Genomic DNA, 21,387 nt, shown 5'->3' on the forward strand with positions numbered 1-21,387 from the left:
TCAGCGGGCCGGGGTGGAGTCGCCGGCGGCGGCGAGTTCCGCCCGGCGGCTGGCGATGGCGGCCTGCAGCTCGGCCAGGCTCTCGGCCACCACCGTCGCCTCGAACGCCTTGAGCCGGCTGGTATTCTCCAGGTCGATGCGGCGCGGGTAGACCGGCACCGGGCCTTCCGGCGCCATGGTGATGAGTTCCGGCGCGCTGTCGCAGGCGAACACGATGCAGGGCACCCGGCACTTGCCGGCCTGGGCGAAGCAGTTGGTGACGAGCGAATCGGAAATGCCCCAGACCGCCTTCGCCACCGTGTTGGAGGTGGCGGGGGACACCACCAGAGTGTGGTACTCGCCATGGTAGAAGCGACCGACAGAGGCGGAAGAGGCGCTGTCGTCGCGGTAGATGTGGACGGTGTCCGGCAGCGGTTCCTTGTCCTGGCGGTACATGCGCAGCACTTCGGCGGCGGCGGCGGAGATGAAGAGGTCCACGTCGCCGAGGGCGCGGATGATCTCCATGCTCTCGGTGAAGAAATGGCCGGAACCCGTCAGGGCCCAGGCCCAGCGGGGATTGGTCACTTTGGTCATCGGGCCTTCGGCCTTCAGGGTTCGTGGGTCCTGCCCGCCGCGTCAAGAGGGGCCAGGACGGTGTCGAGGGTGGACGTGTCGTCCGCGGCGGCCAGCACAATATCGCCTTCATAGCCGAGCGCCATGGCCTCGAAGGCCCCGTCCACCAGGCCAAGGCGGCTCCAGGCGGAAACATCCTCCGCCCGGGTCCCGGTGGGCGGCGGAGCGGCCACACCCGCCGCCTTCACCAGCAGCAGGCGCGGCGCGGCGAGCTGGCGCGCCAGCCACAGGGCGAGGCTGTCGGAGGTGACGTCCCAGCTCTCCGCGATGCCGGGATGGCCGATCACCAGGGCGGCGGGAAACCACAGCGCCGCGCCGGGGCCGGTGGCGGCGAGGCCCGCCAGGGTGCGGGCCGGGCGCAGCACGGGCGCCAGGTCGTGGAGGAGATGGGCGGTCTGCTCCATGGCGAGGATGGCCATGCGATGGGCGGCACCATCGCTCAGGCCCAGGCGCGGCTGGGCCTCGCGCACCAGGTCGGCGAAGCCGCCGCCGCCCGGCACCAGCACCAGCCCGGGCAGGGGCGCCAGCCGGGCCAGCAGCGCCCGGGGCGGGCCCTGCCGCGTGAGGCTGCCGCCCAGCTTCGCCACCAGCGCCGGCGGGGCGTCCGCATGTGGGGAGGGGGGGAGAGGGCTCAAGGTCGCATCCGTTCGCCGGTTGGAGTCATGATAATGAAAGGGTGTGATCCGTCCCGGACCGGGTGGCCCGCGCGGCGCAGGCCTACCACGGCATGTTCCAGCGCGGCACGGCAGAGCGTCCGGCCCCGCAGGGAGAGTGCCCCGCATGCGCGGGCAAGAGGAAACGAACGGGCGTGGTGTGGCGGTCCATCGCGCCGAGAAAGAGGACATAAGGTCATGCGTCTCGTTCTGGCTTCCATGCTGCTGCTCGCGGCCACCGGCGCGGCTTTCGCCGATCCCGATCCGGCCAAGCCCGACACTCCGCCCGCCGCCGCGGCTGCGGCCCCCGCCTCGGCTGAGGCCGGTGATGCCGCCAAGGGCGAAACCGTCTTCAAGAAGTGCATGGCCTGCCATGCCATCGGCCCCGGCGCCAAGACCAAGGTTGGCCCGCCGCTGAACGGCATCGTTGGTGCCAAGTGGGCACATTTCGAGGGCTATGCCTATTCCCAGGACATCAAGGACGGCGCCGCCGCCGGCAAGGTGTGGGACCTCGCCACCCTGGACAACTACCTGACCAATCCGAAGGTGCTTGCCCCCAAGGGCAAGATGGCCTTCGCGGGCGTGAAGAACGACCAGGAGCGCGCCGACCTGATCGCCTTCCTTGCCCAGTTCGACGCCGACGGCAACAAGAAGTGAGTCTCCTGGCCGGCGGGCGTGTCCCGCCGGTCATCCGGCCCGGGCCGCAGCGCCCGATGCCGTTGCAGGCCGCTTGCCGGCTCGCCCCGCCGGGGCTGGAGCGCGCCTTGGCGCAGCGGCAGACTGTCCTCCGCTCCCCGCCACGTCCCCTTGCACGCAGGGCCGTCGTCGCCCGCAAGAGGTAACAGGATGCCGTCGTTCGCCCGCCACCCGCATAGGCGCGGTGTGGCGTGGCATGGCGCCTCCAGGGGCGGCCGCGGCGCGCGCGGGCGAGGGCCCGGCGAAGATTCGGGGCGCGTTGCCAGGACCAAGTGCCAGGACCATGTGCCTGGGCCATGTGCCTGGACCAAGTACCAGAGCCAGTCGCCGGGACCCGGCGCCATCAAGACATTCCAGACGTTTGCGCACTGGACCCGCGCACTGGACCGGGCCTTGGCCCCCCAAGGGTTCTGCGCCAGGGCTCGGCGCCAGGGTTCTGCGCCAGGGCTCGGCGGTACGGCGAGGCGCCAGAGCGAGGACTCGGGGCGCGGAATGGGCCCGGGCCTGGCTTTGAGGCACCGCGGCGCGTACCCCGGGCAGCATCGCCGGGCTGGCTCGGCGGGATGGCCGACAGCATCGCACGCGCGGTGGCCGGCAGGGTGGCCGGCAGGATGGCCGGCGGGGCCGTGGGCCACCGGCTCGGGCTGCGCACCTTCTGCAAGGCTGCGCCGGCAGGATTGCACTTGACGGGGTCATCCTCATTCACATAGCTTTGTGACAAAGCTAATTAACGATCCTTCCGGTGAGTCCCAGATGTCGCATTCCGACTTCCCCGCGCTGGATTCGCGCACGTTCCGCCAGGTGCTGGGGCAGTTCGCCACCGGCGTGGCGGTGGTGACCGCGAGCGCCGACGACGGCACCCGCATCGGCGTGACCATGAGCTCGTTCAACTCGGTCTCGCTCGACCCGCCGCTGGTGCTGTTCTGCGTGGACCGGCGCGCCCATTCCCTGCCCGCCCTGCGCGCCGCGCGCGGCTTCGGCATCAATATCCTGGGGGAGGGACAGCAGGCGCTGTCAGACCGTTTCGCGCGGCCCCTGGAGGACAAATGGAGCGCGGTCGAGCACCGGCTCGGCGCCCATGACGTGCCGCTGATCTCCGGCGCCCTGGCGCATCTGGAATGCGCCCCCCATGCCATCCATGCCGGTGGCGACCACGAGATTTTCGTCGTGCGGGTGCTGCGGATTTCGGCGGCGGGAACAGAGCCGCCCCTCGTTTTCTTCCGCGGGCGCTATCATGCGCTCGCGTCCACCGACATGCCGCGGGGCTGAGCCGGCCGCGGCCAACATCGAAGGACCTTCCAGATGATCAAGACCGGAGCCCAGCACACCGCCAGCCTTCAGGATGGCCGCGCGGTCTATATCGACGGCCAGTTGGTGAAGGATGTCACCACCCACCCGGCCTATGAGCGGGCGGTGGCCTCCGTGGCCAGGATGTTCGATTTTCACAGCGCGCCTGAAAATGCCGAGCTGATGACCTTTGCCACCGACACCGGCACCCGCGCCAACCGCATCTGGCAGCTGCCGGAGAGCTATGACGACCTCGTGACCCGCCGCAAGGGCCTGGAGGCCTGGACCGAGCTGCACGCCGGTTTCCTCGGCCGCGCGCCGGACCATGTGGCCTCCTGCATCGCCGGCATGTACATGGGGCTCGACCAGTTCGAGGCCTACGATGCCTCCCGCGCGGCGGCGCTGGCGGACTACTATCGCTATGCGCGCGACAACGACCTTTACCTCACCTATGTCATCATCAATCCGCAGGCGGACCGCTCCAAGGGCGCGGCCGGGCAGGCCGATCCGTTCCTGTCCGCGGCCATCGTCGATCGCGACGCTGAGGGCATCACCGTGCGCGGCGCCAAGATGCTGGCCACCGGCGGCATCATGGCGAACGAGGTGTTCGTCACCTGCATCCAGCCGCTGCAGCCGGGCGACGAGAAATACGCCCTGTCATTCGCCATTCCCATGAACGCCAAGGGCCTGAAGGTGCTGTCGCGCAAGTCCTACGAGGCGGGCGCGCCCTCGGTGTTCGACAATCCCCTGGCCAGCCGCTTCGACGAGAACGACGCGGTGCTCTATTTCGACGACGTGAAGGTGCCGTGGGACCGGGTGTTCGTGGTGGACGACCTCGCCATGACCTTGAAGCAGTTCCACGCCACGCCGGCGCACGTTTACCAGAACTACCAGGCGCAGATCCGGCTTTCGGTGAAGGTGCGGTTCCTGGTGGGCATCGCCCGGCGCATCGCCGAGGTCAACGGCATCCTCAACTTCCCCCAGGTGCGCGAGACGCTGGGCCAGCTCGCCGCCGAGGCCGGCATGGTGGACGCCTTCGTGGCCGCCATGGAGGCCAAGGGCACCCGCTACGGCCGCTATTTCATCCCCGACCGGCACACCCTTTATGCGGCCCAGACCCTGGCCCAGCAGCTCTATGGAAAGCTCATCTCCACCCTGCGGGAACTGGCCGGCGGCGGGCTCATCATGCTGCCGTCCTCGGTGCACGATTATGAAAACCCCGAGCTGGCCGCGCTCATCCGCAAGACCCAGCAGTCGCCGGCGGCGAGCGCCGACGAGCGGGTGAAGTTCTTCAAGCTGGCCTGGGACGCGGTGGGCTCGGAGTTCGCCTCCCGCCATGCCCAGTACGAGATGTTCTATGCCGGCGCGAGCTTCGTGGTGAAGGGCCATTCCTTCCGCACTTACGACTGGGACAAGGCCGGTAGCCTGCTCGACCGCATGCTGTCGGGCTACGCCCTTGCCGACGAGGTGCCCGCCGCCCCCGCCCGCGCGGCGGAATGACGCCGCCCGCGACCCGTTTCAAACCAAGGACTGCCCCCGATGGCCATCACCAAGATCCATGACGAGTTCAGGACGGTCGATCTCTCGACCGGCTGGGAAGTGCCGCCCGGCTATCCGTCCGGCATTCAGCAGAAGATTTTGTCCGGAAGCCTGGACGAGACCGGCAAGAGCGGCTCGCGCACCCGCATCCTGCGCTTCGATCCCGGCATCTACACCACCAAGCCGTTCGTGCACGACTATTGGGAAGAGGTGTTCCTGTTCTCCGGCGACCTGACGGTGGGCAATGACGAGAAGGGGGAGGGCGGGGAAGCCTTCCAGCCCTTCACCTATGCGGTGCGCCCGCCGGGCGCCTTCCACGGGCCGTTCAAGTCGCAGAATGGCTGCATGCTGCTCGAAATCCATTATTACGATCCGGTCTGAGCCGTATCGTCCGATCGGCCCGCCCCGTGTCCCTGACGGGGCGGGCGTCTCTGTTTGGGTAGCCCCGATGTCTGCTTTGTCCGCACTGTCCCCCGTTCCCGCCGGCCCCACCCTCGCCGCCCTCGCCGCCGATCTGGCCACCGGCCGCGTCAGCGCCCGCGCCCTGGTCGAAGATTGCCTCGCGCGCATTCAGGACCCCGGCGGCGAGGGCGCCCGGGCCTTCGTGCGGGTGGATGCCGAGGCCGCCCGCGCCGCCGCCGATGCCCAGGACGCGTTGCGCCGGGCCGGCGCCGCGCCCTCGCTCTTCGCCGGCATCCCGATCGCCGTGAAGGACCTGTTCGACGTGGCCGGCCAGGTCACCGCCGCCGGCTCGCGGGTGCTGGCGGATGCGGCGCCGGCCACTGCGGATGCCCCCGCCGTCGCCCGCCTGCGCCGTGCCGGGTTCGTGCTGCTGGGGCGCAACAGCATGACCGAGTTCGCCTATTCCGGCCTCGGCATGAATCCCCACTCCGGCGATCCGCGCGCGCCGTTCGAGCGCGCCGTCGGCCGCGTGTCCGGCGGCTCCTCGTCCGGCGGGGCGGTGGCGGTGGCCGATGGCATGGCCCACGCGGCGCTCGGCACCGACACCGGCGGCTCCTGCCGCATCCCGGCCGCCTTCTGCGGCATCACCGGCTTCAAGCCCACCGCGCGCCGGGTGCCGCGCGCGGGCGCCTTCCCCTTGTCCTCGACCCTCGACAGCATCGGCCCGCTGGCCCGCTCGGTCGGCTGCTGCGCCAGCCTCGATGCCCTCCTGGCCGGCGCCGAGCCGGCGCCGCTGGCGGCGCGGGAGGTGAGCGGCCTGCGCCTGCTGGTGCCCACCACCGTTGCGCTGGATGGGCTGGACGAGGAGGTGGCGCGGGTGTTCGAGGCGGCGCTGTCGCGGCTTGCGGCGGCGGGCGCGCGGGTGGTCCAGGCCCCGTTTCCGGAATTCGCCGACATCGCCCCCATGAATGCCAAGGGCGGCTTCACCGCGGCCGAGAGCTATGCGGTGCATCGGGCGCTGCTGGCGGAGAAGGGGGCGGCGTATGATCCGCGGGTGTCGGTGCGCATACGCCGGGGCGCGGACCAGTCGGCGGCGGATTATCTCGATCTGGTGGCGGCCCGCAGCGCCCTGGTGGCCCAGGCCGCGACGCGCCTGCTGCCGTTCGATGCGCTGGTGCTGCCCACCGCGCCCATCCTGCCGCCGCGCATCGCCGATCTCGCCACCGACGATGCCGCCTACGGCGTCGCCAATCTCGCCGCCCTGCGCAACCCCACCCTCATCAACATGATCGACGGCTGCGCCATCTCGCTGCCTCTGTCGGGCACCGGCGGGGCTCCGGTGGGCCTGATGCTGGCGGCCGCCGGCGGGCAGGACGCGGCGCTTCTGGCCATCGCCGCCGCGGTGGAAACGCTGCTGCGTGCTTGACCCGGCGAGGCCCGTCGGCCCGCGCCTCGGGCCGACGGGCCTCGCGGCGCGGGCCGCTTCCCGGCCGGCGCGAGGGCGGCTCAGAGCTGGCGGTTGAGATTGTCGGCGAACGAGCGGATATGCGCCCGCACGGCGGCTTCCGCCGCGTCGGGGTCGCGCGAGCGCAGGGCCTCGACGATGGCGGCGTGCTCCTCAACCACCCGGCGGTGGTGCTCCGGGGCGCGCAGGGAAACGAACCACACCCGCTGCGACTTCTCGTGCAGGGTCTTCAGGATCTCCGCCAGCACCGGATTGCCGGCGGCTGTCGAGATGATGGCGTGGAAGCTCCGGTCCAGCGCCATCAGCGTGGCCACATCGCGGCTGGCCGCCGCCTCCACCCCCAGCGCCACGTTGGTGGACAGGGCGCTGAGGTGCCCGGGCTCCGCGCGCGCGGCGGCGAGGCGGGCGCAGAAGCCCTCGTTGATGAGGCGCACCTCCACCATGTCGTGCACTTCGTCATGGGAGATGGGGCGCACCACGATGCCCTTGCGCGGCAGCACCTCCACCAGGTTGTCACGCATCAGCCGGTCGAACGCCTGGCGCACCGGCGTGCGGCCGATGCCGAGCGCGGCGGACACCGCCGCCTCGCTCAGCACCTCGCCCGGGCGGAACACGCACATGATGATGCGCGCCTTGATGAGCTCATAGGCCTCGTCGCGCAGCGAACGGGCCGGCGCGACGGCGTCGTGCGGCGGCTCCTCGGAGGCGTCCAGAACGCCGTGGTCCTCGATCATCTGCACCGTCCCGTACCCTTGAGCCCGGCCGCTCCGGCGGCTCGGGAGTGATCATCCGGCGACCGGCAGGGTCGCCACGTCATAGCCATGGCGGATGGTGCGGCCGAGCACCGGGTCCACCAGCTCGAACTCGAAGCGCTCGGCCGGGCGGATGCCGCCATGGGCGGCCAGCGTGCCGCAATACATCACCGCGCCGTCGGCGAAGGCGGCGTCGTAGCCGGCCAGGATGTCGGCGGGCGGCAGCATGGCGGCCACGGTGCCCTCCTGGTACAGCTCCTTGCGACCGTCGAAGACCGCGTAGGAGCGCAGCACCAGGTCATCCCAATGGGGCGCCACCTCGTCCAGCGCCCACAGCTCGGGGGCGATGGGCTTGTCGCACATCTGCTTGGAAACAGTGATGTTGTAGGTTTCCACTTGGCGGTCGGTGTGGTCGGAGCCGACGCCGAGATAACGCCGCCCGTCCGCCGCAACGATCACGAACTCCACCTCGCCGGACGACGCCCCGCCCGTGCATTCGATGGCGCCGGCGGTGGTGAGGCGGGCGGCGCCGACCCGGTAGTAAATGGGGGTGGAGGCCGGGCGCGGCACGCCCAGGGCTTCCAGTTCCGCGATGTGCTTCTCCAGCGCGGCCTTGTCGCGGCCGGTCCAGCCGGCGATGACGGCGGTGCGGATGGCCAGCGTCTCGCCGTAGGTGCGGCCGTCGGCGTGAATGGTGAAGGTGAGGGCGGTGCCCGACATCAGGGTTCCTCGAACAGGTCTGCAACACGGGTCGTGAACGGCAGGGAAAGAGGGCCGGCGCCCCCGGATGTGGGGGGCTTGAGGGGCGCCGGCCCGGCGCGGCGCCGAGGTCAGTTCGGCAGCCGCGTGTCGAGCAGGGTCCACTTGCCGCCCTTCACCTCGATCACGTAGACCGGCTTCACGGCATCGCCGTCGGTGAAGGAGATGGAACCCTCCATGGCGGGATAGTCCTTCAGCTTGGAGAGCTGGTCGCGGATGGCGGCGCGCTCCTCGGCGCGCTTGGCCGCGTCGCCGGTGACGCCGGCCCGCTGCATCGCCTCGCCGTAGAGATAGACGATGTCATAGACCGAGGCGTCCATCTGGTTGGGGTCGGTGCGCAGGCCGGCGGCCTTGGTGCGCTTGGCGAACTCCTGCGTGAAGGCGCGGGTCTTGTCGTTGGCGTCGGCGAAGAAGGTGGTGCCGATGGTGAGGTTCTCGCCGGCGCCGTCCATGCGCTTGGGCAACTCGGGATCGGCGATGGTGGTGCCGCCGATGACGCGGGTGGTGACCCCCTGGCGCTTCAGCTCCTTGGCGAGGTTCACCGCGCCCTCGGGCGGGGAGCCGAGGCCGACGATGTCCGGGTTGATCTGCTTCAGCTGCGCCACCTGCGGCGACAGGTCGAACGCGGCCAGCTGGAAGTCGACCGAGCCCTTGAGCGGAATGGCGTACTTCTCGAACATCTTGGGCACCACATTGGTGCCGATGGACTTGGACACCACGTCGTCGGTGGCATAGGCCGCCGCGCCCGAGGCCATGGGGAGCTTCTTGTCCTTGATGGCGGCGAGCACCTGGTCGATGACCTTGCCCTCGTCGGTGGTGTTGCGGAAGCCGTAGGTGAAGCCCTTGGTGAGGCCGGGGGCCGAGGAGGCCATGGACATCTGGGAGATGCCCTCGCGCTCGCCCACCGGGAAGGTGGTGCGCACCTCGGAGGAGGAGAACGGGCCGATGATGGCCAGCGCCCCGGCATCCTGGGCGAACGAGCGCACGGCGGTGGTGGCCTGCTTGGGGTCGCCGGCGGTGTCGAACTTCACCACCTTGATCTTGCGGCCGTTGATGCCGCCCTTGGCGTTGATCTCCTCCACCGCGAGGTCGACGGCGATCTCATTGGTGTTGGCGAGGCTCACATAAGGGCCGCTCTTGGCCATCATGTAGCCGAGCACCAGCTCGTTCTCGGCCCGCGCGGCTCCGGCGGCCACCAGCGCCGCCAGCATGGTGGCGCCCAGAAGAACCTGTTTCTTCATGTTCCAACTCCTCTGAAGGTTTCTTGTGATGGCTCAGGCGGAGGCGGTTTCGCCCGCGCCGAGATAGGCGGCCTGCAGCCGTGGGTCGGCGGCCAGCGTCTTCGGGTCGCCGGCCATGGTCACGCGGCCGAGTTCCAGCACGGTCGCGCGGTGGGCCACCTGCAGCGCCTTGCCGGTGTTCTGTTCCACCAGCAGCACGGCGAGGCCGTCGGCGTTCACCTCGCGGATGAGCTCGAACAGCTTGGAGACGAACAAGGGCGACAGGCCGAGCGAGGGTTCGTCCAGCATCATCAGGCGGGGCTTGGCCATCAGCGCGCGGCCGATGGCCAGCATCTGCTGTTCGCCGCCCGACAGGCAGGAGGCGGCCATGTTCCGCCGCTCCGCCAGATTGGGGAAGCGGGCATAGATGGCGTCCATCTCGCGGACGATGGTGGTGGTGTCGCGGCGCATGTGGGCGCCGAGCAGCAGGTTTTCTTCCACCGTCAGCGAGATCAGGATGCGCCGGCCCTCCGGCACCAGCACCAGGCCGGCGCCGATACGGGTGTGCGGGGCGGCGCGGCTGATGTCGGCGTCGGCGAAGGTGATGCCGCCGCTCTTCAGCGGCACGGCGCCGAGGATCGCCTTGAGCAGGGTGCTCTTGCCGGCGCCGTTGGCGCCCAGGACGGTGACGATCTCGCCTTCCTTCACCTGCAGCGACACGTCCTGAAGGGCGTTGACGCGGCCGTAGGAGACGCTGATGCCGGAGACGTCGAGCAGTGCCATGGTCAGGCCTCCTCCGCGCCGATATAGGCTTCGCGCACCTTGGCGTTCTGGCGCACCTGGGAGAGCGGGCCCTCGGCGATCTTCTCGCCGAAATTCAGCACCACCACGTTCTGGCAGATGCTGTCCACGAAGTGCATGTCGTGCTCCACCACCAGCAGGGTGATGCCGCGCGCCATCAGCGCCTTCAGGTGATCGCGCAGGGCGTTGGTCTCCGAGGGGTTGAGGCCGGCGGCGGGCTCGTCGAGCATCAGCACGCTGGCGCCGGCCAGCGTCGCCCGCACCAGGTCGATGCGTTTGCGGACGCCGTAGGGCAGGGCGCCCACGGTCTCGTCGGCCCATTCGGCAAGGCCGCTTTCGGCCAGCGCCTCCCGCGCCTCCACCTTCCAGCGGTGGCCGGGGATGAGGCGATAGGGGATGAGCAAGGCACCAAGCGAGGCGTTGCGCACATGCTGGCCCACCAGCATGTTTTCCAGCACGCTCAGGTGCGACATGAGCCGGATGTTCTGGAACGAGCGGGCGATGCCGGTGGAGATGCGCTTGCGCGAGGGCATGCGGGTGATGTCCACGCCGTTGGCTGTGATGGTGCCGGCATCCACGCCATAGACGCCGCTCACCAGGTTGAACACCGTGGTCTTGCCCGCCCCGTTGGGGCCGATGAGCGCGGTGGTGACGCCCTTGGGCACCTCGAACGATAGATCGCGGATGGCCTTGACGCCGGCGAACGACTTGGCCAGTCCCTGGATGGAGAGAGCGGGGCTCATTGCGCGGCCTCCGAGCGGTCGGCGGGGCGGCGGCGGGTGAAGCGCAGCAGCGAGGGCGTCACCAGGCCTTGCGGTCGCACCGCCATGAAGATGATGATGAACACGGCGAACAGGGCATAGCGCCACTGGTCGGAGGCGCGCAGCAGCTCCGGCGCCAGGGTGAAGAAAGCCGCGCCGACGAGCGGGCCCCACACCGTCTGGGTGCCGCCGAACAGCACGTACAGCACCGTGAACACGCTCAGCAGCACGTTGAAATGCTGGGCCTCGACGAAATTGTAGTGATGGGCGTAGAAGGCGCCGCCGAAGCCGGCCACCGCCGCCCCCAGGGCGAACGCCGCCACCTGGATGCCGCGCACCGACACGCCCAGCAGGTCCGCCACCGTCGCATCGCTCTTCACCGCCGTGAGGTAGAGGGCAAAGCGGGTGCGGGAGAGGTAGAGCATCAGCACCACCACGCCGGCGGCGGCCAGGAACACGCCGTTCGGCCCCACATAATCGGTGACCGGATAGCCGGCGGCGCCGCCCACCACCTCCAGGTTCAGGAACACGGCGGCGATCACCTGGCCGAGGGCAAAGGTGGCCATGGCAAGGTAGATGCCGTGGGTGCGGAGCACCGGAATGCCGATCAGCACGCCGGTGAGGCCGGCAAGGCCGGCGCCGACAGGAATCGCCGCCCACATGGACCATTGGTATTCGTTGGTCAGGAAGGCGGAGGCATAGGCGCCGATGGCCATGAAGCCGGCGATGCCGAGATTGAGCTGTCCCGCCGCCAGCGGCAGATAGACCGCGTAGGCCGCCATGACGTTGAAGGCGAGGACGACGAGGACGCCGGTGAGATAGCCGCTCATCACAGCTTCTCCCGGGTGGCGGGGCGGCCGATGAGGCCCTGGGGACGGACGATGAGGATCAAGAGCAGCAGCCCGTAGACGGTGATGTTGACGACGTCGGCGCCGATGAAGGTGATGGAGAGGACCTCGGCGAGGCCGATCAGCAGCCCGCCCAGCACCGCGCCCCAGATGGACCCCATGCCGCCGATGATCATGGCAGCGACCCCCTTGAAGCCGACCCCCTCGCCCATGAAAGGCGACACCTGCTGGTAGTTGACGGCGAACAGCAGCCCGGCCACCGCCGCCAGCACCGCCGAGGCGATGAACAGCAGCGGCACCAGGCGGCCGGTGTCCACGCCCATGAGCACGGCGGTGTCGCGGTTCTCCGCCACGGTGCGGATGCAACGGCCGGTGGCGGTGGAGGACAGGAACCACGACAGCCACAGCACCAGCGCCACCGAGAGCGCCAGCGAGCCCAGTTGGGCGATGCCGATCACCAGCCCGCCGAAGCGCAGGTTGAGGTCTGGCATCAGCGCCGGAAAGGATTGCTGGTCGGAGCCGAAAAAGATCAGCATCAGGTTTTCCAGCAGCACCAGGAAGCCGAGGGAGGAGACCAGCGGCACCTCCGGGTCGCCGCCCTGCATGGGGCGGTAGGCGAAGCGCTCCACCAGCAGCGACACCAGGGCGGCGGCGGCGAGGGCGGCGGCGAAGGCGAACAGGACCGGCGCGCCAAGCCGCATGAAGCCGAACGCCAGCATGCCGCCCAGCATGAACAGCCCGGGCAGGGAGAAGTTGAGGAAGTTCAGGACGCCGATGGCGAGGGTGAAGGCCACCGCCATCAGCATGTAGATGGCCCCGAGCATGAGGCCGTTGACGATCTGCTGTGCGAGCATGGAACCCCGCGGGAAACCCAACTGGCAAGAGGGGCCGGAGCGGGTGGAGCAGGCCTCCGCGCACCGGAATTAGATAATAGACAAAGCTAATTTCACGGCCGGTTCAAGCTGAAATTTCAGGCGTATTTCAGTGGTGTCTCAGTTTTGCGATGCACATGACGCAGTGCGAAAGTGGCTTCGTTTCCAAGTGATTGCAGGCGTGGCGCGGGCGCGCGCGGGATGGGGCGGTGATGTCGCGCTGGCTAAAAGGCGGGCAGGCCGCCCGATTTTGGTGCGTCGCACATGCGCGAAGGGAGGCGCGACTGGCGCGGATGCCGGTGCCCCGCCACCCCATCCGGCGCGGACCTAGCCCCAGGAGGCGGTGAACGCCCCCCGCGTCGATCCGCCTCTCCCTCGAGGTGGATCATAATTTGACAAAATATATCTATTTAATAATTTATCTCCTCTGCCTGCCCCGCACCCTTAGGACCTCTCCCATGAGCGATCACTCGGTTCTGAATTTGCGTCCGCTGGCTGGCCGGCTCGGCGCGGAAGTGGCGGACCTGCGCGTGTCCGGCGATCTGCATCCGGCCACGGTGAAGGCGATCCACGCCGCCCTTCTTGAATACAAAGTGTTGTTCTTCCGCGGCCAGGACCATCTCGACGACCCCACCCAGGAGGCGTTCGCCCGTCTGTTTGGCGATCTCAACGAGCACCCCACCATCCCCTCCAAGGACGGCACCGAGGCGATCCTCGAGGTGGCCTCCGAGCGGGGCGAGGTGGCGAGCCACTGGCACGCGGACTTCACCTTCCTCGACACCTATCCGCAGATCACCCTGCTGCGTCCGGTGGTGCTGCCTCCCAAGGGCGGCGACACCCTGTGGGGCAACACCGAGGCCGCCTATGACGAGCTGCCCGAATCGCTCAAGACCCTGGCCGACCAGCTCTGGACCCTGCACACCAACGACTATGACTATGTGAGCGACCGCCCGTTCCGCGAGAAGCGCGAGGTGCGCCACAAGGAGCTGTTCACCCGCAAAGTGTTCGAGACCGAGCAGCCGCTGGTGGCCGTGCATCCGCATACCGGCAAGAAGGTGCTCATCGTCGGCAACTTCATCCAGCGCATCCTCGGCTATCGCTCGTCGGATTCCCACGATCTGCTGGAGATCTTCACGCGCCACGCCACCAGCCCGGAAAACACGCTGCGCTGGTCCTGGAAGCTGGGTGACCTCGCGGTCTGGGACAATCGCGCCACCGTGCACCGCGCCATCGACGACTTCGGGTCCGCGCCGCGCACCCTGCGCCGCTCGACCGTGGTGGCGGAGCCGGCGGTCGGTGTCGATGGTCGTCGCGCCACCACCCGCGTCGTCGGCGAGAAGCCGAAGGCGGTCGTCGCCTGAGGCGCCCACGCTCCGGGCGCCCCCGCCGCCCGGAGCGTCCCTAGAGCGTTTTCGAGCGAAGTGGATACCGGTTCGCGTGAAGAAAACGCGTCAATACAAAGTTCTAGAGTGATTTCCGTGAGCCAAGGCGAGCGGAAAATGCTCTAGACGAAAGCATCCACCGGGACCGGAACGGGTCCCGGTGGATGCTTTCGTCTGGCGGTCCATCCGGTCCATCCGGTTCGGCAGCATCGGCGCGGCGACCGTGGCACCGGCCGTGATCACGGGCCGGGCGCGGCCGGCATCGTGGTGCGAACGTCCGCCGCTGGCTTCAATAGCGCAGGCGGGCGTAGTAGGAGTCTTCCGATGCGGCGCGGGCCTCGCCGAGGGTGCGGATGCCCTGCTGGCGCAGCAGCGGCAGCAGCTTCAGGAACACCTCCGCGCACACCAGCGCGTCGCCGAGCGCGGTATGGCGGCCAGAGACCGTCACCCCCAGCCGTGCCGCGATGGCCTCCAGGCTCTGCGCCTCTGCATTCGGATGCACGATGGAAGCGAGCAGCAGCGTGTCCAGCACCGGCTGTTCGAAGCGCACGCCGGTGCTGGCTTCCTTCAGCTTGAGGAAGCGCAGGTCGAACGCCACATTGTGCCCCACCAGCACTGTGTCCGAGACGAAGGCATGGAAGGCCGGCAGAGCCTCGGCGATGGTCGGCTGGCCACGCACCATGGCGGGGCGGATGCCATGGATGGCGATGCCGGCCTCCGGAATGGAGCGGCGCGGGTCCACCAGCTGGTCCAGGCACTCGGCGCGCAGCAGCTTGCCGTTGACGATGCGGGTGGCGCCGATCTGGATGATTTCGTCGCCCCCCGCCGGGTCAAGCCCGGTGGTCTCGGTGTCGAACACGGTGAAGCTCAGGTCCTCCAGCGGGCGGTGGTCGCGCTCGTGGTGGCCGTCGCTGGCGGCGAACAGGGCGAAATCGTAGAATTCGGGCCGGCTTTCCCCCGGTTGCGTGCGGGCCTCTACGGCTGCCGCCAGCGGCAGCAGGAAGCGGAACAGGGCGCGCGGCGGCGTGCCTGCGCGCGCGTGCTCCAGCCACACCTCGCCGCCGTGGCGCTCGGCCACGTCGCGGACGCTGAGCGGCGAGCCGCCGCCGCTGCCGCCTTCCATGGGGCAGGATTGCCAGCCGGCAGCAATGGCGGCGCCGCCGGTAAAGGCGAGATCCAGGTGGGCGCGCCCGTCCACCCGCGACAGGCGCAGTTCCAGGCCCGGCGCCTCGCGCCCCTCCGCAGCGCGGCGCGCCAGGAAGGCGAGGGCGGCGATGAGGGCGAAGCTGTCCACGCTCAGCCACAGCTCGGGATCGACGGCGTCGATCCGCACCTCCTGCCCCGTGTCCTCCAGGATACGGTGGGCGGCGGCGGCGGCGAGGTCGGTGCCGGCCATGTCCTGCAGCGGCCAGCGGGTGCGGATGTCGGCTGCGGCGTCCGCGGCCAGGGCGGTGATGCGCGCGCCCATGCCGGCGACTTCCTCGCGCACCACCTGCTGGAACCGCTCGCGCTCGGCGGGCTCGAGGTCCGGATAGTCCAGCATGTCGAGCGCGGCTTGGATGTTGCCGACGGTGGCGCGGCTGGCCTCGGTAAGCGCGAGCCACTGCCGGTCCTGCCGGGCTTCGGCCTCGTAATCGTCGGTGATGTCGTCGAGCAGCAGCACGAACCCGCTCACGGGGGAGCCCGCCGCGGCGCCGCGCACGGGGGCGAGACTGACGCGCAGCAGGTGGCCGGACGGCGTGTGGGTGACGAAGTGGGCGGCCGGCGCCGGCTCTCCCTTCACGATACGCCGTTCCACGCCCTCCCGGGCATGGGCGATGAGGGCGGCGTCAACCACCCCGTGGATGGAGCGGCCAAGGCCGATCAGCTCGGCGCCGCCGGCCCCGCCCGGCGCCCGCGAGATGCGCCGGCACAGCGCCCGGGCGCGGGCGTTGTAGAGCAGGATGCGGCCGTCGAGATTGCACACCACCACGCTTTGCTGAAGCTCCGCCACCAGGGCACCGAGCTGGTCGCGCTGCTGGGCCACGGCATGGCTGGCCTGTTCCACCAGCCGCGCCATGTCCTGGCGCAGGGCGAGCCGTTCCCGGGCCAGCGCGTTGAGGGCATCGGCCAGGGCCCGCAGGGTGCGCCCGCCGGCCGCCGCCACCGGCGGCGCATCGGCATCGCCCACCAGCACCCGCGCGCCCTCGGCCAGGCGCGCCGGCGCCGAAACAAACCGCGCATGCAGCTTCTGCACGCCCCAGGCCGCGCCGGCGGCCGCCACCAGCCACCAGAACACCACGAGCATGCCGTGGGTCTCGACCAGCGGGCCGAGCGCGGCGGACAGGGCGGCGGCGGCCGGCGGGTCGAGGCTCGCATAGAAGCCTGCGGCGCCCAGCGCCATCCACAGCGCCAGCGCCACCCCCGGCGCCAGCATGGCGGCCACCTGCGACCGGTCGAACGTCATTCGGCGGCGTCCCTGGCCATCATGTCCTTCACCGTCTGCACCAGCTCGCGGGTGGAGAAGGGCTTGGTGACATAGGCATCGGCCCCGGCGCCGACCCCGCGCGCCTTGTCGGTCTCGCGGCCCTTGGCGGTGAGCATGACGATGCGGGTGTTGCGCGTGCCATCGTCGGAGCGCACGGCCTCGCACACGTCGAAGCCGGTCATGCCGGGCATGGTGGCGTCCAGCAGCACCAGGCGGGGGTGCTCGCGGCGGATGGTCTCCAGCGCCTTCAGCCCGTCGCGCGCCACCAGCACCTGGAAGCCCTCGCGCTTCATCATGAATTCCAGGGAGACGACGATGTTGGGCTCGTCATCGGCGATCAGCACCTTTTCGCCCGCGGCGACACGGGGGGCCGCGCCGTGGGTCTCCGGCGTGGTCGCGGTGGCGTGCTCCGTCGCGGCGTTTTCGGGTGCGATCCCGGTGGTTGCGATCTCGGTCATGGCGTTCTTCCTCCTTCCGGCTGGAGGGGCAGTCTGAACGCGAAAGTCGCGCCGCCGCCCGGTTCTGACACCAGCCACATGCTCCCGCCGAAATGATCCACGATCTGGCGGCTGATCGGAAGCCCCAGGCCGGTGCCCTGCGGCCGCGACAGGGCATCCCCGCCTTGGCGGAACTTCTCGAATATGGTGCCTTGCTCGGCCCTTGGCACCCCCGGCCCGTTGTCTTTGACCTCCACCACCAAGCCATCGTCGGCCTGTCGCAGGGTGACGTCCACCTGTCCATGCGCGGCGGGCACGAATTTCGCGGCGTTGGAGAGGAGATTCATCAGCACCTGGGTCAGCCGGTCGGCATCGGCGCGTACCGTGGGCGCCGATGCCGGCAGATGGGCCTCGACCCGCGCGCCCCGGGCGCGGAACAGCTCCGAAGTGGCCTTGATCGCGTCCGCCACCAGCCGCCGCAGGTCCACGTCCTCGGTGTGCCAGTCGGCGAGGCCCGATTCGATCTTGGCGAGGTCGAGCACCTGGTTGACCAGCCGGCCCAGCCGCTCGCTTTCGGCGATGATGATGCGCAAGAACTCCTCGCGCTGCGCCTCGTCCATGTCGGGGGCGTCCAGCATCAGCTCGGAGAAGGCGCGGATGGAGGTGAGCGGGGTCCTCAACTCGTGGGTGACGGACGAAACGAAATCGTCCTTCAACTGGTCCAGGGTCTTCAACTGGGCGTTGGCGGCCTTCAGCTCGGCGCTCGCCGTCTCGAGCTTCCGGGCATAGATGCGCAGCTGCGAGGCCTCATCGAGAATCCGCAACACATCGTCCAAGTCCAGCGGCTCCTCGTCCACCACGGAGGCCACCAGCACCCGTGCCGAGGCGCTGCCCACGGCGCCGGCCAGGGCGCGCTCGACCCGGTCCACCAGCCGGGCGTCGGCGGTCAGGGCCTGAATGTCGGCGACGCCCATGTCCCGCCCGTGGGCCTCGAACACGGCGCGGGCGCGCTCGGCCCCGAGCAGGCGGCTCGCCAGGGCCAGGAGGTCGTCGCGCCGCGCCGCCCCGCGCCAGAACACCGGCGCCGCCGCATCGTGGGTGCGCGCGAACGCATCCACGAACAGCAGCGCCTGGCTCGCCTCGCGGCCGGACGGGGCCCGCCGCAGCGACAGGCCCACGTACAGGCCCACATTGACGAGCAGGCTCCAGAACAGGGCATGGGTGAGGGGGTCGAGCCCGGTGAGGCCGAACAGGCGCTCGGGCGCCAGCAGGGCGATGCCGAACGGGCCGTCGCGCACGAACGCATCGCTGATCCAGCCGGATTTCGCCACCGAGGGCAGCATCAGCGTATAGGTCCACAGCAGGAAGCCGCCGACGAGGCCGCCCAGGGCCCCGGCGCGGGTGGCGCCGCGCCAGTACATGCCGCCCAGCAGCGCCGGGGCGAACTGCGCCACCGCCGCGAAGCTGATGAGGCCGATGGAGACCAGGGCATAGGCCTCCCCCGCAACCTGGAAGTAGAGATAGCCGAGCAGCAGCACGCCGACGATGGCCGCGCGGCGGATGTTCAGCAGCAGCCCGGTGAGATCGCCGCCAGAGCGCGCCGCGAAGCCCGGCCGCCGCAGCAGGGCCGGCATCACCAGATCGTTGCACACCATGGTGGAGACGGCGATGGTCTCGACGATCAGCATGCCGGTGGCGGCCGAGAGCCCGCCCACATAGGCGAACAGCGCCAGCGCCGGCGTGCCATGGGCGAGCGGCAGCGACAGGATGAAGGTGTCGGCGTCCATACGGCCGGGTCCGAACAGCACCAGCCCGCCAAGGGCGATGGGCAGCACGAACACGTTGATGGCGAGCAGGTAGGCGGGAAACACCCAGGCGGCGCGGGTCAGGTGGCGCTCGTCGGTGCACTCCACCACCATCATCTGGAACTGGCGCGGCAGCAGCAGCACCGACAGCAGCGACAGCAGGGTGAGCGCCAGCCACTGGGTGTAATCGAACGGATGCCCGGCGGTGGGGCTGAACAGCGAGGCCAGCTCGGGAAAGGCCTGCGCCCGCGCCCAGATGTCGGCCATGCCGCCGAACAGGCCGTAGGTCACGAACAGGCCCACCGCCAGGAACGCCACCAGCTTCACCACCGATTCGAAGGCGATGGCCGCCACCATGCCCTCGTGCCGCTCGGAGCTGTCGAGGTGGCGGGTGCCGAACAGGATGGTGAACAGGGCAAGGGCCAGCGTCACCAGCAGCGTGCCGTCGCGCCACCACGGCAGGCCGGCGGCGCCCGCGGTCCCGCCGGCGTCGGTGAGGATCTGGTAGCCGGCGGACACCGCCTTCAATTGCAAGGCGATGTAGGGGACGATGCCGACCACGGTGATGAGCGTCACCAGCGCCGCCAGCAGCGGGCTCTTGCCATAGCGGCTGGCAATGAAGTCGGCGATGGAGGTGATGCGATAGGCGTGGGCGATGCGGATCATCTTGCGCACCACCACCCAGGCCAGACACATGGCGAGCATCGGCCCGAGATAGATGGGCAGAAACCAGATGCCCCCCGCCGCCGCCCGCCCGACGCTGCCGAAATAGGTCCAGGCGGTGCAATAGACCGCCAGCGATAGCGCATAGACGGTGGCGCTGGAAATCATCGAGCGCCCGCGCGCCGCCGCGCTGTCGGCCGCCGCGGCGATGGTGAACAGCAGCGCCAGATAGCCGATGGAGACGGCCAGGACGAGGGGCGCCGAGATCATGGCGGTCCGTCCGTCCGCCCGCGCCGGCCCTCGCAGGCGCGGGCGAGCAGCGCGATCAGCAGCGCCCAGACCGTGAACAGCGCCACCGGCAGCAGCGGCAGGCCGAGAACCGTGGCCGGCACGTTCCACACCGCCAGCAGCGGAAAATTGAACAGCGCCAGCCCCGCCGCGAACAGCGCCAGCAGCACCGCGGTGCGCGGGCCGCCCCCGGCGCCGGAGCGTGCGCGGGTAGGGGAGGGGCGGTCCTCGCCGTCCTGGCCCCGGTCCTGTGCTCCGTCGCCGTCCGTGGTCACAGCAGGTCGAACCTGTAGTGCCGGCCAAGCCATTGCTTGAAGCCGCGCACGATCGACAGGGAATCCTTCAGAGCCTGCTTGTCCAGGGTGCCGAGTTCACCCAGGGGCACCTTGTTGCCCGGCTGCCGGCCGGCCTCGAGCTGGCGCAGGTTGTTGGACAGTTTGAGGCCCATCAGGCAATGGAGCGCGTCCGCCAGGTCGCGGCCGAGGGCGGGGTCGAGCCGGCCTTCGGCCACCAGCGCCTTGATGCGCGCCACCGTGGAGAGCGGCTTCACCCGGTATTCGAGCGCAAGCGCGCGCACGCCGTGGACGATGGGGAAGATGCCGAGCTTCTTCAGGTCGATCTCGGCCGCTCCCCGCCCGCGCAGGCCCGGCAGGCGCGACCACCAGGAGGTATTGTCGGCGAATTGCTCCACCGCGCGGGCGAAGCGGGCGAAATAGGCGGCATCGTCCTGCAGCAGCTGGTCGAGATGGGCGCGGGCCTGCGCCAGCAGGGCCGGGTTCCCCGCCGCCACCGAGGCGTCGAGGAAGATGGCGAGGTTCATGGGCCCGTCCGCCTCGGCCGCGAACAGCCAGCGCTTCAACGTGTCCTTGAAGGCGGACAGCTCCTGGCACCAGAGCGGGCGGCTCAGCATGATGCCGCCGGGGCAGGGCGGGTAGCCGAAGCTGATGAGGGTGGCGGTGAAGGCGGCGGTGATCGCCTCCAGCCCCTCGAAGGCGAAGCCGTCGGCGAGGATCAGGGCGTTGTCCTGGTCGGTCTTGATGAGCTGCTCGCCGCGCCCCTCGCTGCCCATCACCAGCAGGCAGGAGTTCTCGCGCAGCTCCGGCGGCGCCAGCAGCTCCCACAGGCGCTGGAACAGGCGGCGGTTCAGTTCGCCCACCAGGTCGCCGATCACCTCCACCCGCACGCCGTCGTCCTGCAGGCCGGCGATGAGGTCGTCGATCTGGGCGGCGGCGGCGCGCAGTTCGTCGGCATCGGCGGCCTCGGCGATTTCAAGGGCGATGAGGTGGGAATGGCTGGCCACGAAGGCCATCAGGTCGATCTGGCTGAGCAGGCCGACGATGTCGTCGCCCTCGCGCACCACCACCCGGTGGATGCGGTGGCGCAGCATGAGCAGCATGGCGCCATAGAGCTCATCGTCGATGGACACGCTCCACGGCTCGAAGGTGGCGACCTCGCGCACCGGCAGCAGGTGGGGCGGGGTGTCGCGCAGCAGCGCGTCGCGCAGGTTGGTGGTGGTGAAGACGCCGACCCGGTCGCCGTCCCGCACCAGGGCGTCTGTCAAGGCGCGCTGAGAAAGCGCCCGGCAGACGCTGACGAGGTCGGTGCCGCCGTCCACGAAGAAGGGCTTGCGCACATAGGCATCGCGCACGCGCGAGGCCATGACGGAAACGAACTCCCG

General features: G+C 69.9%; 20 protein-coding genes. 6 read left to right on the forward strand and 14 right to left on the reverse strand.

Annotation, left to right across the window (positions count from 1 at the left end; all coding sequences use genetic code 11):
* Window positions 1-573 (reverse strand): flavoprotein, encoded by a 573-nt coding sequence (locus V5F53_RS03495; protein WP_393997840.1) that lies wholly within the window; start codon window positions 571-573, stop codon window positions 1-3.
* Between the two features lie 14 nt (window positions 574-587).
* Window positions 588-1,247, reverse strand: a complete 660-nt coding sequence (locus tag V5F53_RS03500; RefSeq protein WP_393997841.1) for a hypothetical protein — start codon at window positions 1,245-1,247, stop codon at window positions 588-590.
* Window positions 1,248-1,463: 216 nt separating this feature from the next.
* Here V5F53_RS03500 and V5F53_RS03505 point away from each other — a divergent pair, with 216 nt between their 5' ends.
* From V5F53_RS03505 to V5F53_RS03525, 5 genes are all read left to right on the forward strand, one after another.
* On the forward strand, window positions 1,464-1,922 hold the full coding sequence (locus tag V5F53_RS03505) for a c-type cytochrome (protein WP_393997842.1): 459 nt from the start codon (window positions 1,464-1,466) through the stop codon (window positions 1,920-1,922).
* 792 nt (window positions 1,923-2,714) lie between these two features.
* Window positions 2,715-3,230 carry a flavin reductase family protein gene (locus V5F53_RS03510; protein ID WP_393997843.1) on the forward strand — a complete coding sequence of 172 codons (516 nt, stop codon included), beginning with the start codon at window positions 2,715-2,717 and terminating at the stop codon, window positions 3,228-3,230.
* A gap of 33 nt (window positions 3,231-3,263) precedes the next feature.
* Window positions 3,264-4,748 carry a 4-hydroxyphenylacetate 3-hydroxylase family protein gene (locus V5F53_RS03515; protein ID WP_393997844.1) on the forward strand — a complete coding sequence of 495 codons (1,485 nt, stop codon included), beginning with the start codon at window positions 3,264-3,266 and terminating at the stop codon, window positions 4,746-4,748.
* Window positions 4,749-4,787: 39 nt separating this feature from the next.
* Window positions 4,788-5,168 (forward strand): cupin domain-containing protein, encoded by a 381-nt coding sequence (locus tag V5F53_RS03520; RefSeq protein WP_393997845.1) that lies wholly within the window; start codon window positions 4,788-4,790, stop codon window positions 5,166-5,168.
* 67 nt (window positions 5,169-5,235) lie between these two features.
* Window positions 5,236-6,615 carry an amidase gene (locus V5F53_RS03525; RefSeq protein WP_393997846.1) on the forward strand — a complete coding sequence of 460 codons (1,380 nt, stop codon included), beginning with the start codon at window positions 5,236-5,238 and terminating at the stop codon, window positions 6,613-6,615.
* An 80-nt stretch (window positions 6,616-6,695) separates the two neighbouring features.
* On the opposite strand, the gene V5F53_RS03530 is transcribed toward V5F53_RS03525, so the two are convergent.
* From V5F53_RS03530 to V5F53_RS03560, 7 genes are all read right to left on the reverse strand, one after another.
* Window positions 6,696-7,388 carry a GntR family transcriptional regulator gene (locus V5F53_RS03530; protein WP_393997847.1) on the reverse strand — a complete coding sequence of 231 codons (693 nt, stop codon included), beginning with the start codon at window positions 7,386-7,388 and terminating at the stop codon, window positions 6,696-6,698.
* Window positions 7,389-7,439: 51 nt separating this feature from the next.
* The gene (locus V5F53_RS03535) at window positions 7,440-8,126 is read right to left on the reverse strand and encodes a DUF2848 domain-containing protein (protein WP_393997848.1); all 687 of its coding nucleotides are present in this window, start codon (window positions 8,124-8,126) and stop codon (window positions 7,440-7,442) included.
* A 110-nt stretch (window positions 8,127-8,236) separates the two neighbouring features.
* The gene (locus V5F53_RS03540) at window positions 8,237-9,406 is read right to left on the reverse strand and encodes an ABC transporter substrate-binding protein (protein ID WP_393997849.1); all 1,170 of its coding nucleotides are present in this window, start codon (window positions 9,404-9,406) and stop codon (window positions 8,237-8,239) included.
* A 33-nt stretch (window positions 9,407-9,439) separates the two neighbouring features.
* Window positions 9,440-10,168, reverse strand: coding sequence for an ABC transporter ATP-binding protein (locus V5F53_RS03545; RefSeq protein ID WP_393997850.1), 729 nt, complete (start codon window positions 10,166-10,168; stop codon window positions 9,440-9,442).
* 2 nt (window positions 10,169-10,170) lie between these two features.
* On the reverse strand, window positions 10,171-10,929 hold the full coding sequence (locus tag V5F53_RS03550; protein WP_393997851.1) for an ABC transporter ATP-binding protein: 759 nt from the start codon (window positions 10,927-10,929) through the stop codon (window positions 10,171-10,173).
* A complete protein-coding gene (locus V5F53_RS03555) occupies window positions 10,926-11,777 on the reverse strand; it encodes a branched-chain amino acid ABC transporter permease (RefSeq protein WP_393997852.1) in 852 nt (283 codons plus the stop codon). The genes V5F53_RS03550 and V5F53_RS03555 overlap by 4 nt, the downstream gene beginning before the upstream one ends.
* Window positions 11,777-12,649: a branched-chain amino acid ABC transporter permease gene (locus V5F53_RS03560; protein WP_393997853.1), complete on the reverse strand. Its 873-nt coding sequence runs from the start codon at window positions 12,647-12,649 to the stop codon at window positions 11,777-11,779. Before V5F53_RS03560 ends, V5F53_RS03555 begins: the two co-directional genes overlap by 1 nt.
* Before the next feature lie 476 nt (window positions 12,650-13,125).
* Here V5F53_RS03560 and V5F53_RS03565 point away from each other — a divergent pair, with 476 nt between their 5' ends.
* Window positions 13,126-14,028 (forward strand): TauD/TfdA dioxygenase family protein, encoded by a 903-nt coding sequence (locus V5F53_RS03565; RefSeq protein WP_393997854.1) that lies wholly within the window; start codon window positions 13,126-13,128, stop codon window positions 14,026-14,028.
* A gap of 310 nt (window positions 14,029-14,338) precedes the next feature.
* Here V5F53_RS03565 and V5F53_RS03570 read toward each other — a convergent pair whose 3' ends face one another.
* Genes V5F53_RS03570 through V5F53_RS03590 form a run of 5 tightly spaced genes read right to left on the reverse strand, consistent with a single transcriptional unit; the run spans window position 14,339 to window position 21,369 of the window.
* Window positions 14,339-16,495, reverse strand: coding sequence for an exonuclease domain-containing protein (locus V5F53_RS03570; RefSeq protein WP_393997855.1), 2,157 nt, complete (start codon window positions 16,493-16,495; stop codon window positions 14,339-14,341).
* On the reverse strand, window positions 16,492-16,974 hold the full coding sequence (locus tag V5F53_RS03575; RefSeq protein ID WP_393997856.1) for a response regulator transcription factor: 483 nt from the start codon (window positions 16,972-16,974) through the stop codon (window positions 16,492-16,494). Before V5F53_RS03575 ends, V5F53_RS03570 begins: the two co-directional genes overlap by 4 nt.
* Window positions 16,971-19,691: an ATP-binding protein gene (locus tag V5F53_RS03580; RefSeq protein WP_393997857.1), complete on the reverse strand. Its 2,721-nt coding sequence runs from the start codon at window positions 19,689-19,691 to the stop codon at window positions 16,971-16,973. Before V5F53_RS03580 ends, V5F53_RS03575 begins: the two co-directional genes overlap by 4 nt.
* Complete coding sequence (locus V5F53_RS03585) at window positions 19,688-19,984, reverse strand: hypothetical protein (RefSeq protein ID WP_393997858.1); 297 nt, start codon at window positions 19,982-19,984, stop codon at window positions 19,688-19,690. The genes V5F53_RS03580 and V5F53_RS03585 overlap by 4 nt, the downstream gene beginning before the upstream one ends.
* Window positions 19,981-21,369, reverse strand: coding sequence for a putative nucleotidyltransferase substrate binding domain-containing protein (locus V5F53_RS03590; RefSeq protein ID WP_393997859.1), 1,389 nt, complete (start codon window positions 21,367-21,369; stop codon window positions 19,981-19,983). The genes V5F53_RS03585 and V5F53_RS03590 overlap by 4 nt, the downstream gene beginning before the upstream one ends.
* Between the last annotated feature and the right edge of the window lie 18 nt (window positions 21,370-21,387).

The organism is Xanthobacter cornucopiae, from assembly GCF_043195065.2.
Lineage (GTDB): Bacteria > Pseudomonadota > Alphaproteobacteria > Rhizobiales > Xanthobacteraceae > Xanthobacter.

What these genes read in the sequence shown, in the direction of transcription:
- V5F53_RS03545 (WP_393997850.1), bottom strand. Translation starts at nt 10,168, where the DNA reads ATGGCACTGCTCGACGTCTCCGGCATCAGCGTCTCCTACGGCCGCGTC.
- V5F53_RS03510 (WP_393997843.1), top strand. Translation starts at nt 2,715, where the DNA reads ATGTCGCATTCCGACTTCCCCGCGCTGGATTCGCGCACGTTCCGCCAG.
- V5F53_RS03560 (WP_393997853.1), bottom strand. Translation starts at nt 12,649, where the DNA reads ATGCTCGCACAGCAGATCGTCAACGGCCTCATGCTCGGGGCCATCTAC.
- V5F53_RS03505 (WP_393997842.1), top strand. Translation starts at nt 1,464, where the DNA reads ATGCGTCTCGTTCTGGCTTCCATGCTGCTGCTCGCGGCCACCGGCGCG.
- V5F53_RS03575 (WP_393997856.1), bottom strand. Translation starts at nt 16,974, where the DNA reads ATGACCGAGATCGCAACCACCGGGATCGCACCCGAAAACGCCGCGACG.
- V5F53_RS03565 (WP_393997854.1), top strand. Translation starts at nt 13,126, where the DNA reads ATGAGCGATCACTCGGTTCTGAATTTGCGTCCGCTGGCTGGCCGGCTC.
- V5F53_RS03495 (WP_393997840.1), bottom strand. Translation starts at nt 573, where the DNA reads ATGACCAAAGTGACCAATCCCCGCTGGGCCTGGGCCCTGACGGGTTCC.
- V5F53_RS03590 (WP_393997859.1), bottom strand. Translation starts at nt 21,369, where the DNA reads ATGGCCTCGCGCGTGCGCGATGCCTATGTGCGCAAGCCCTTCTTCGTG.
- V5F53_RS03525 (WP_393997846.1), top strand. Translation starts at nt 5,236, where the DNA reads ATGTCTGCTTTGTCCGCACTGTCCCCCGTTCCCGCCGGCCCCACCCTC.
- V5F53_RS03540 (WP_393997849.1), bottom strand. Translation starts at nt 9,406, where the DNA reads ATGAAGAAACAGGTTCTTCTGGGCGCCACCATGCTGGCGGCGCTGGTG.
- V5F53_RS03520 (WP_393997845.1), top strand. Translation starts at nt 4,788, where the DNA reads ATGGCCATCACCAAGATCCATGACGAGTTCAGGACGGTCGATCTCTCG.
- V5F53_RS03535 (WP_393997848.1), bottom strand. Translation starts at nt 8,126, where the DNA reads ATGTCGGGCACCGCCCTCACCTTCACCATTCACGCCGACGGCCGCACC.
- V5F53_RS03530 (WP_393997847.1), bottom strand. Translation starts at nt 7,388, where the DNA reads ATGATCGAGGACCACGGCGTTCTGGACGCCTCCGAGGAGCCGCCGCAC.
- V5F53_RS03555 (WP_393997852.1), bottom strand. Translation starts at nt 11,777, where the DNA reads ATGAGCGGCTATCTCACCGGCGTCCTCGTCGTCCTCGCCTTCAACGTC.
- V5F53_RS03515 (WP_393997844.1), top strand. Translation starts at nt 3,264, where the DNA reads ATGATCAAGACCGGAGCCCAGCACACCGCCAGCCTTCAGGATGGCCGC.
- V5F53_RS03570 (WP_393997855.1), bottom strand. Translation starts at nt 16,495, where the DNA reads ATGACGTTCGACCGGTCGCAGGTGGCCGCCATGCTGGCGCCGGGGGTG.
- V5F53_RS03550 (WP_393997851.1), bottom strand. Translation starts at nt 10,929, where the DNA reads ATGAGCCCCGCTCTCTCCATCCAGGGACTGGCCAAGTCGTTCGCCGGC.
- V5F53_RS03580 (WP_393997857.1), bottom strand. Translation starts at nt 19,691, where the DNA reads ATGATCTCGGCGCCCCTCGTCCTGGCCGTCTCCATCGGCTATCTGGCG.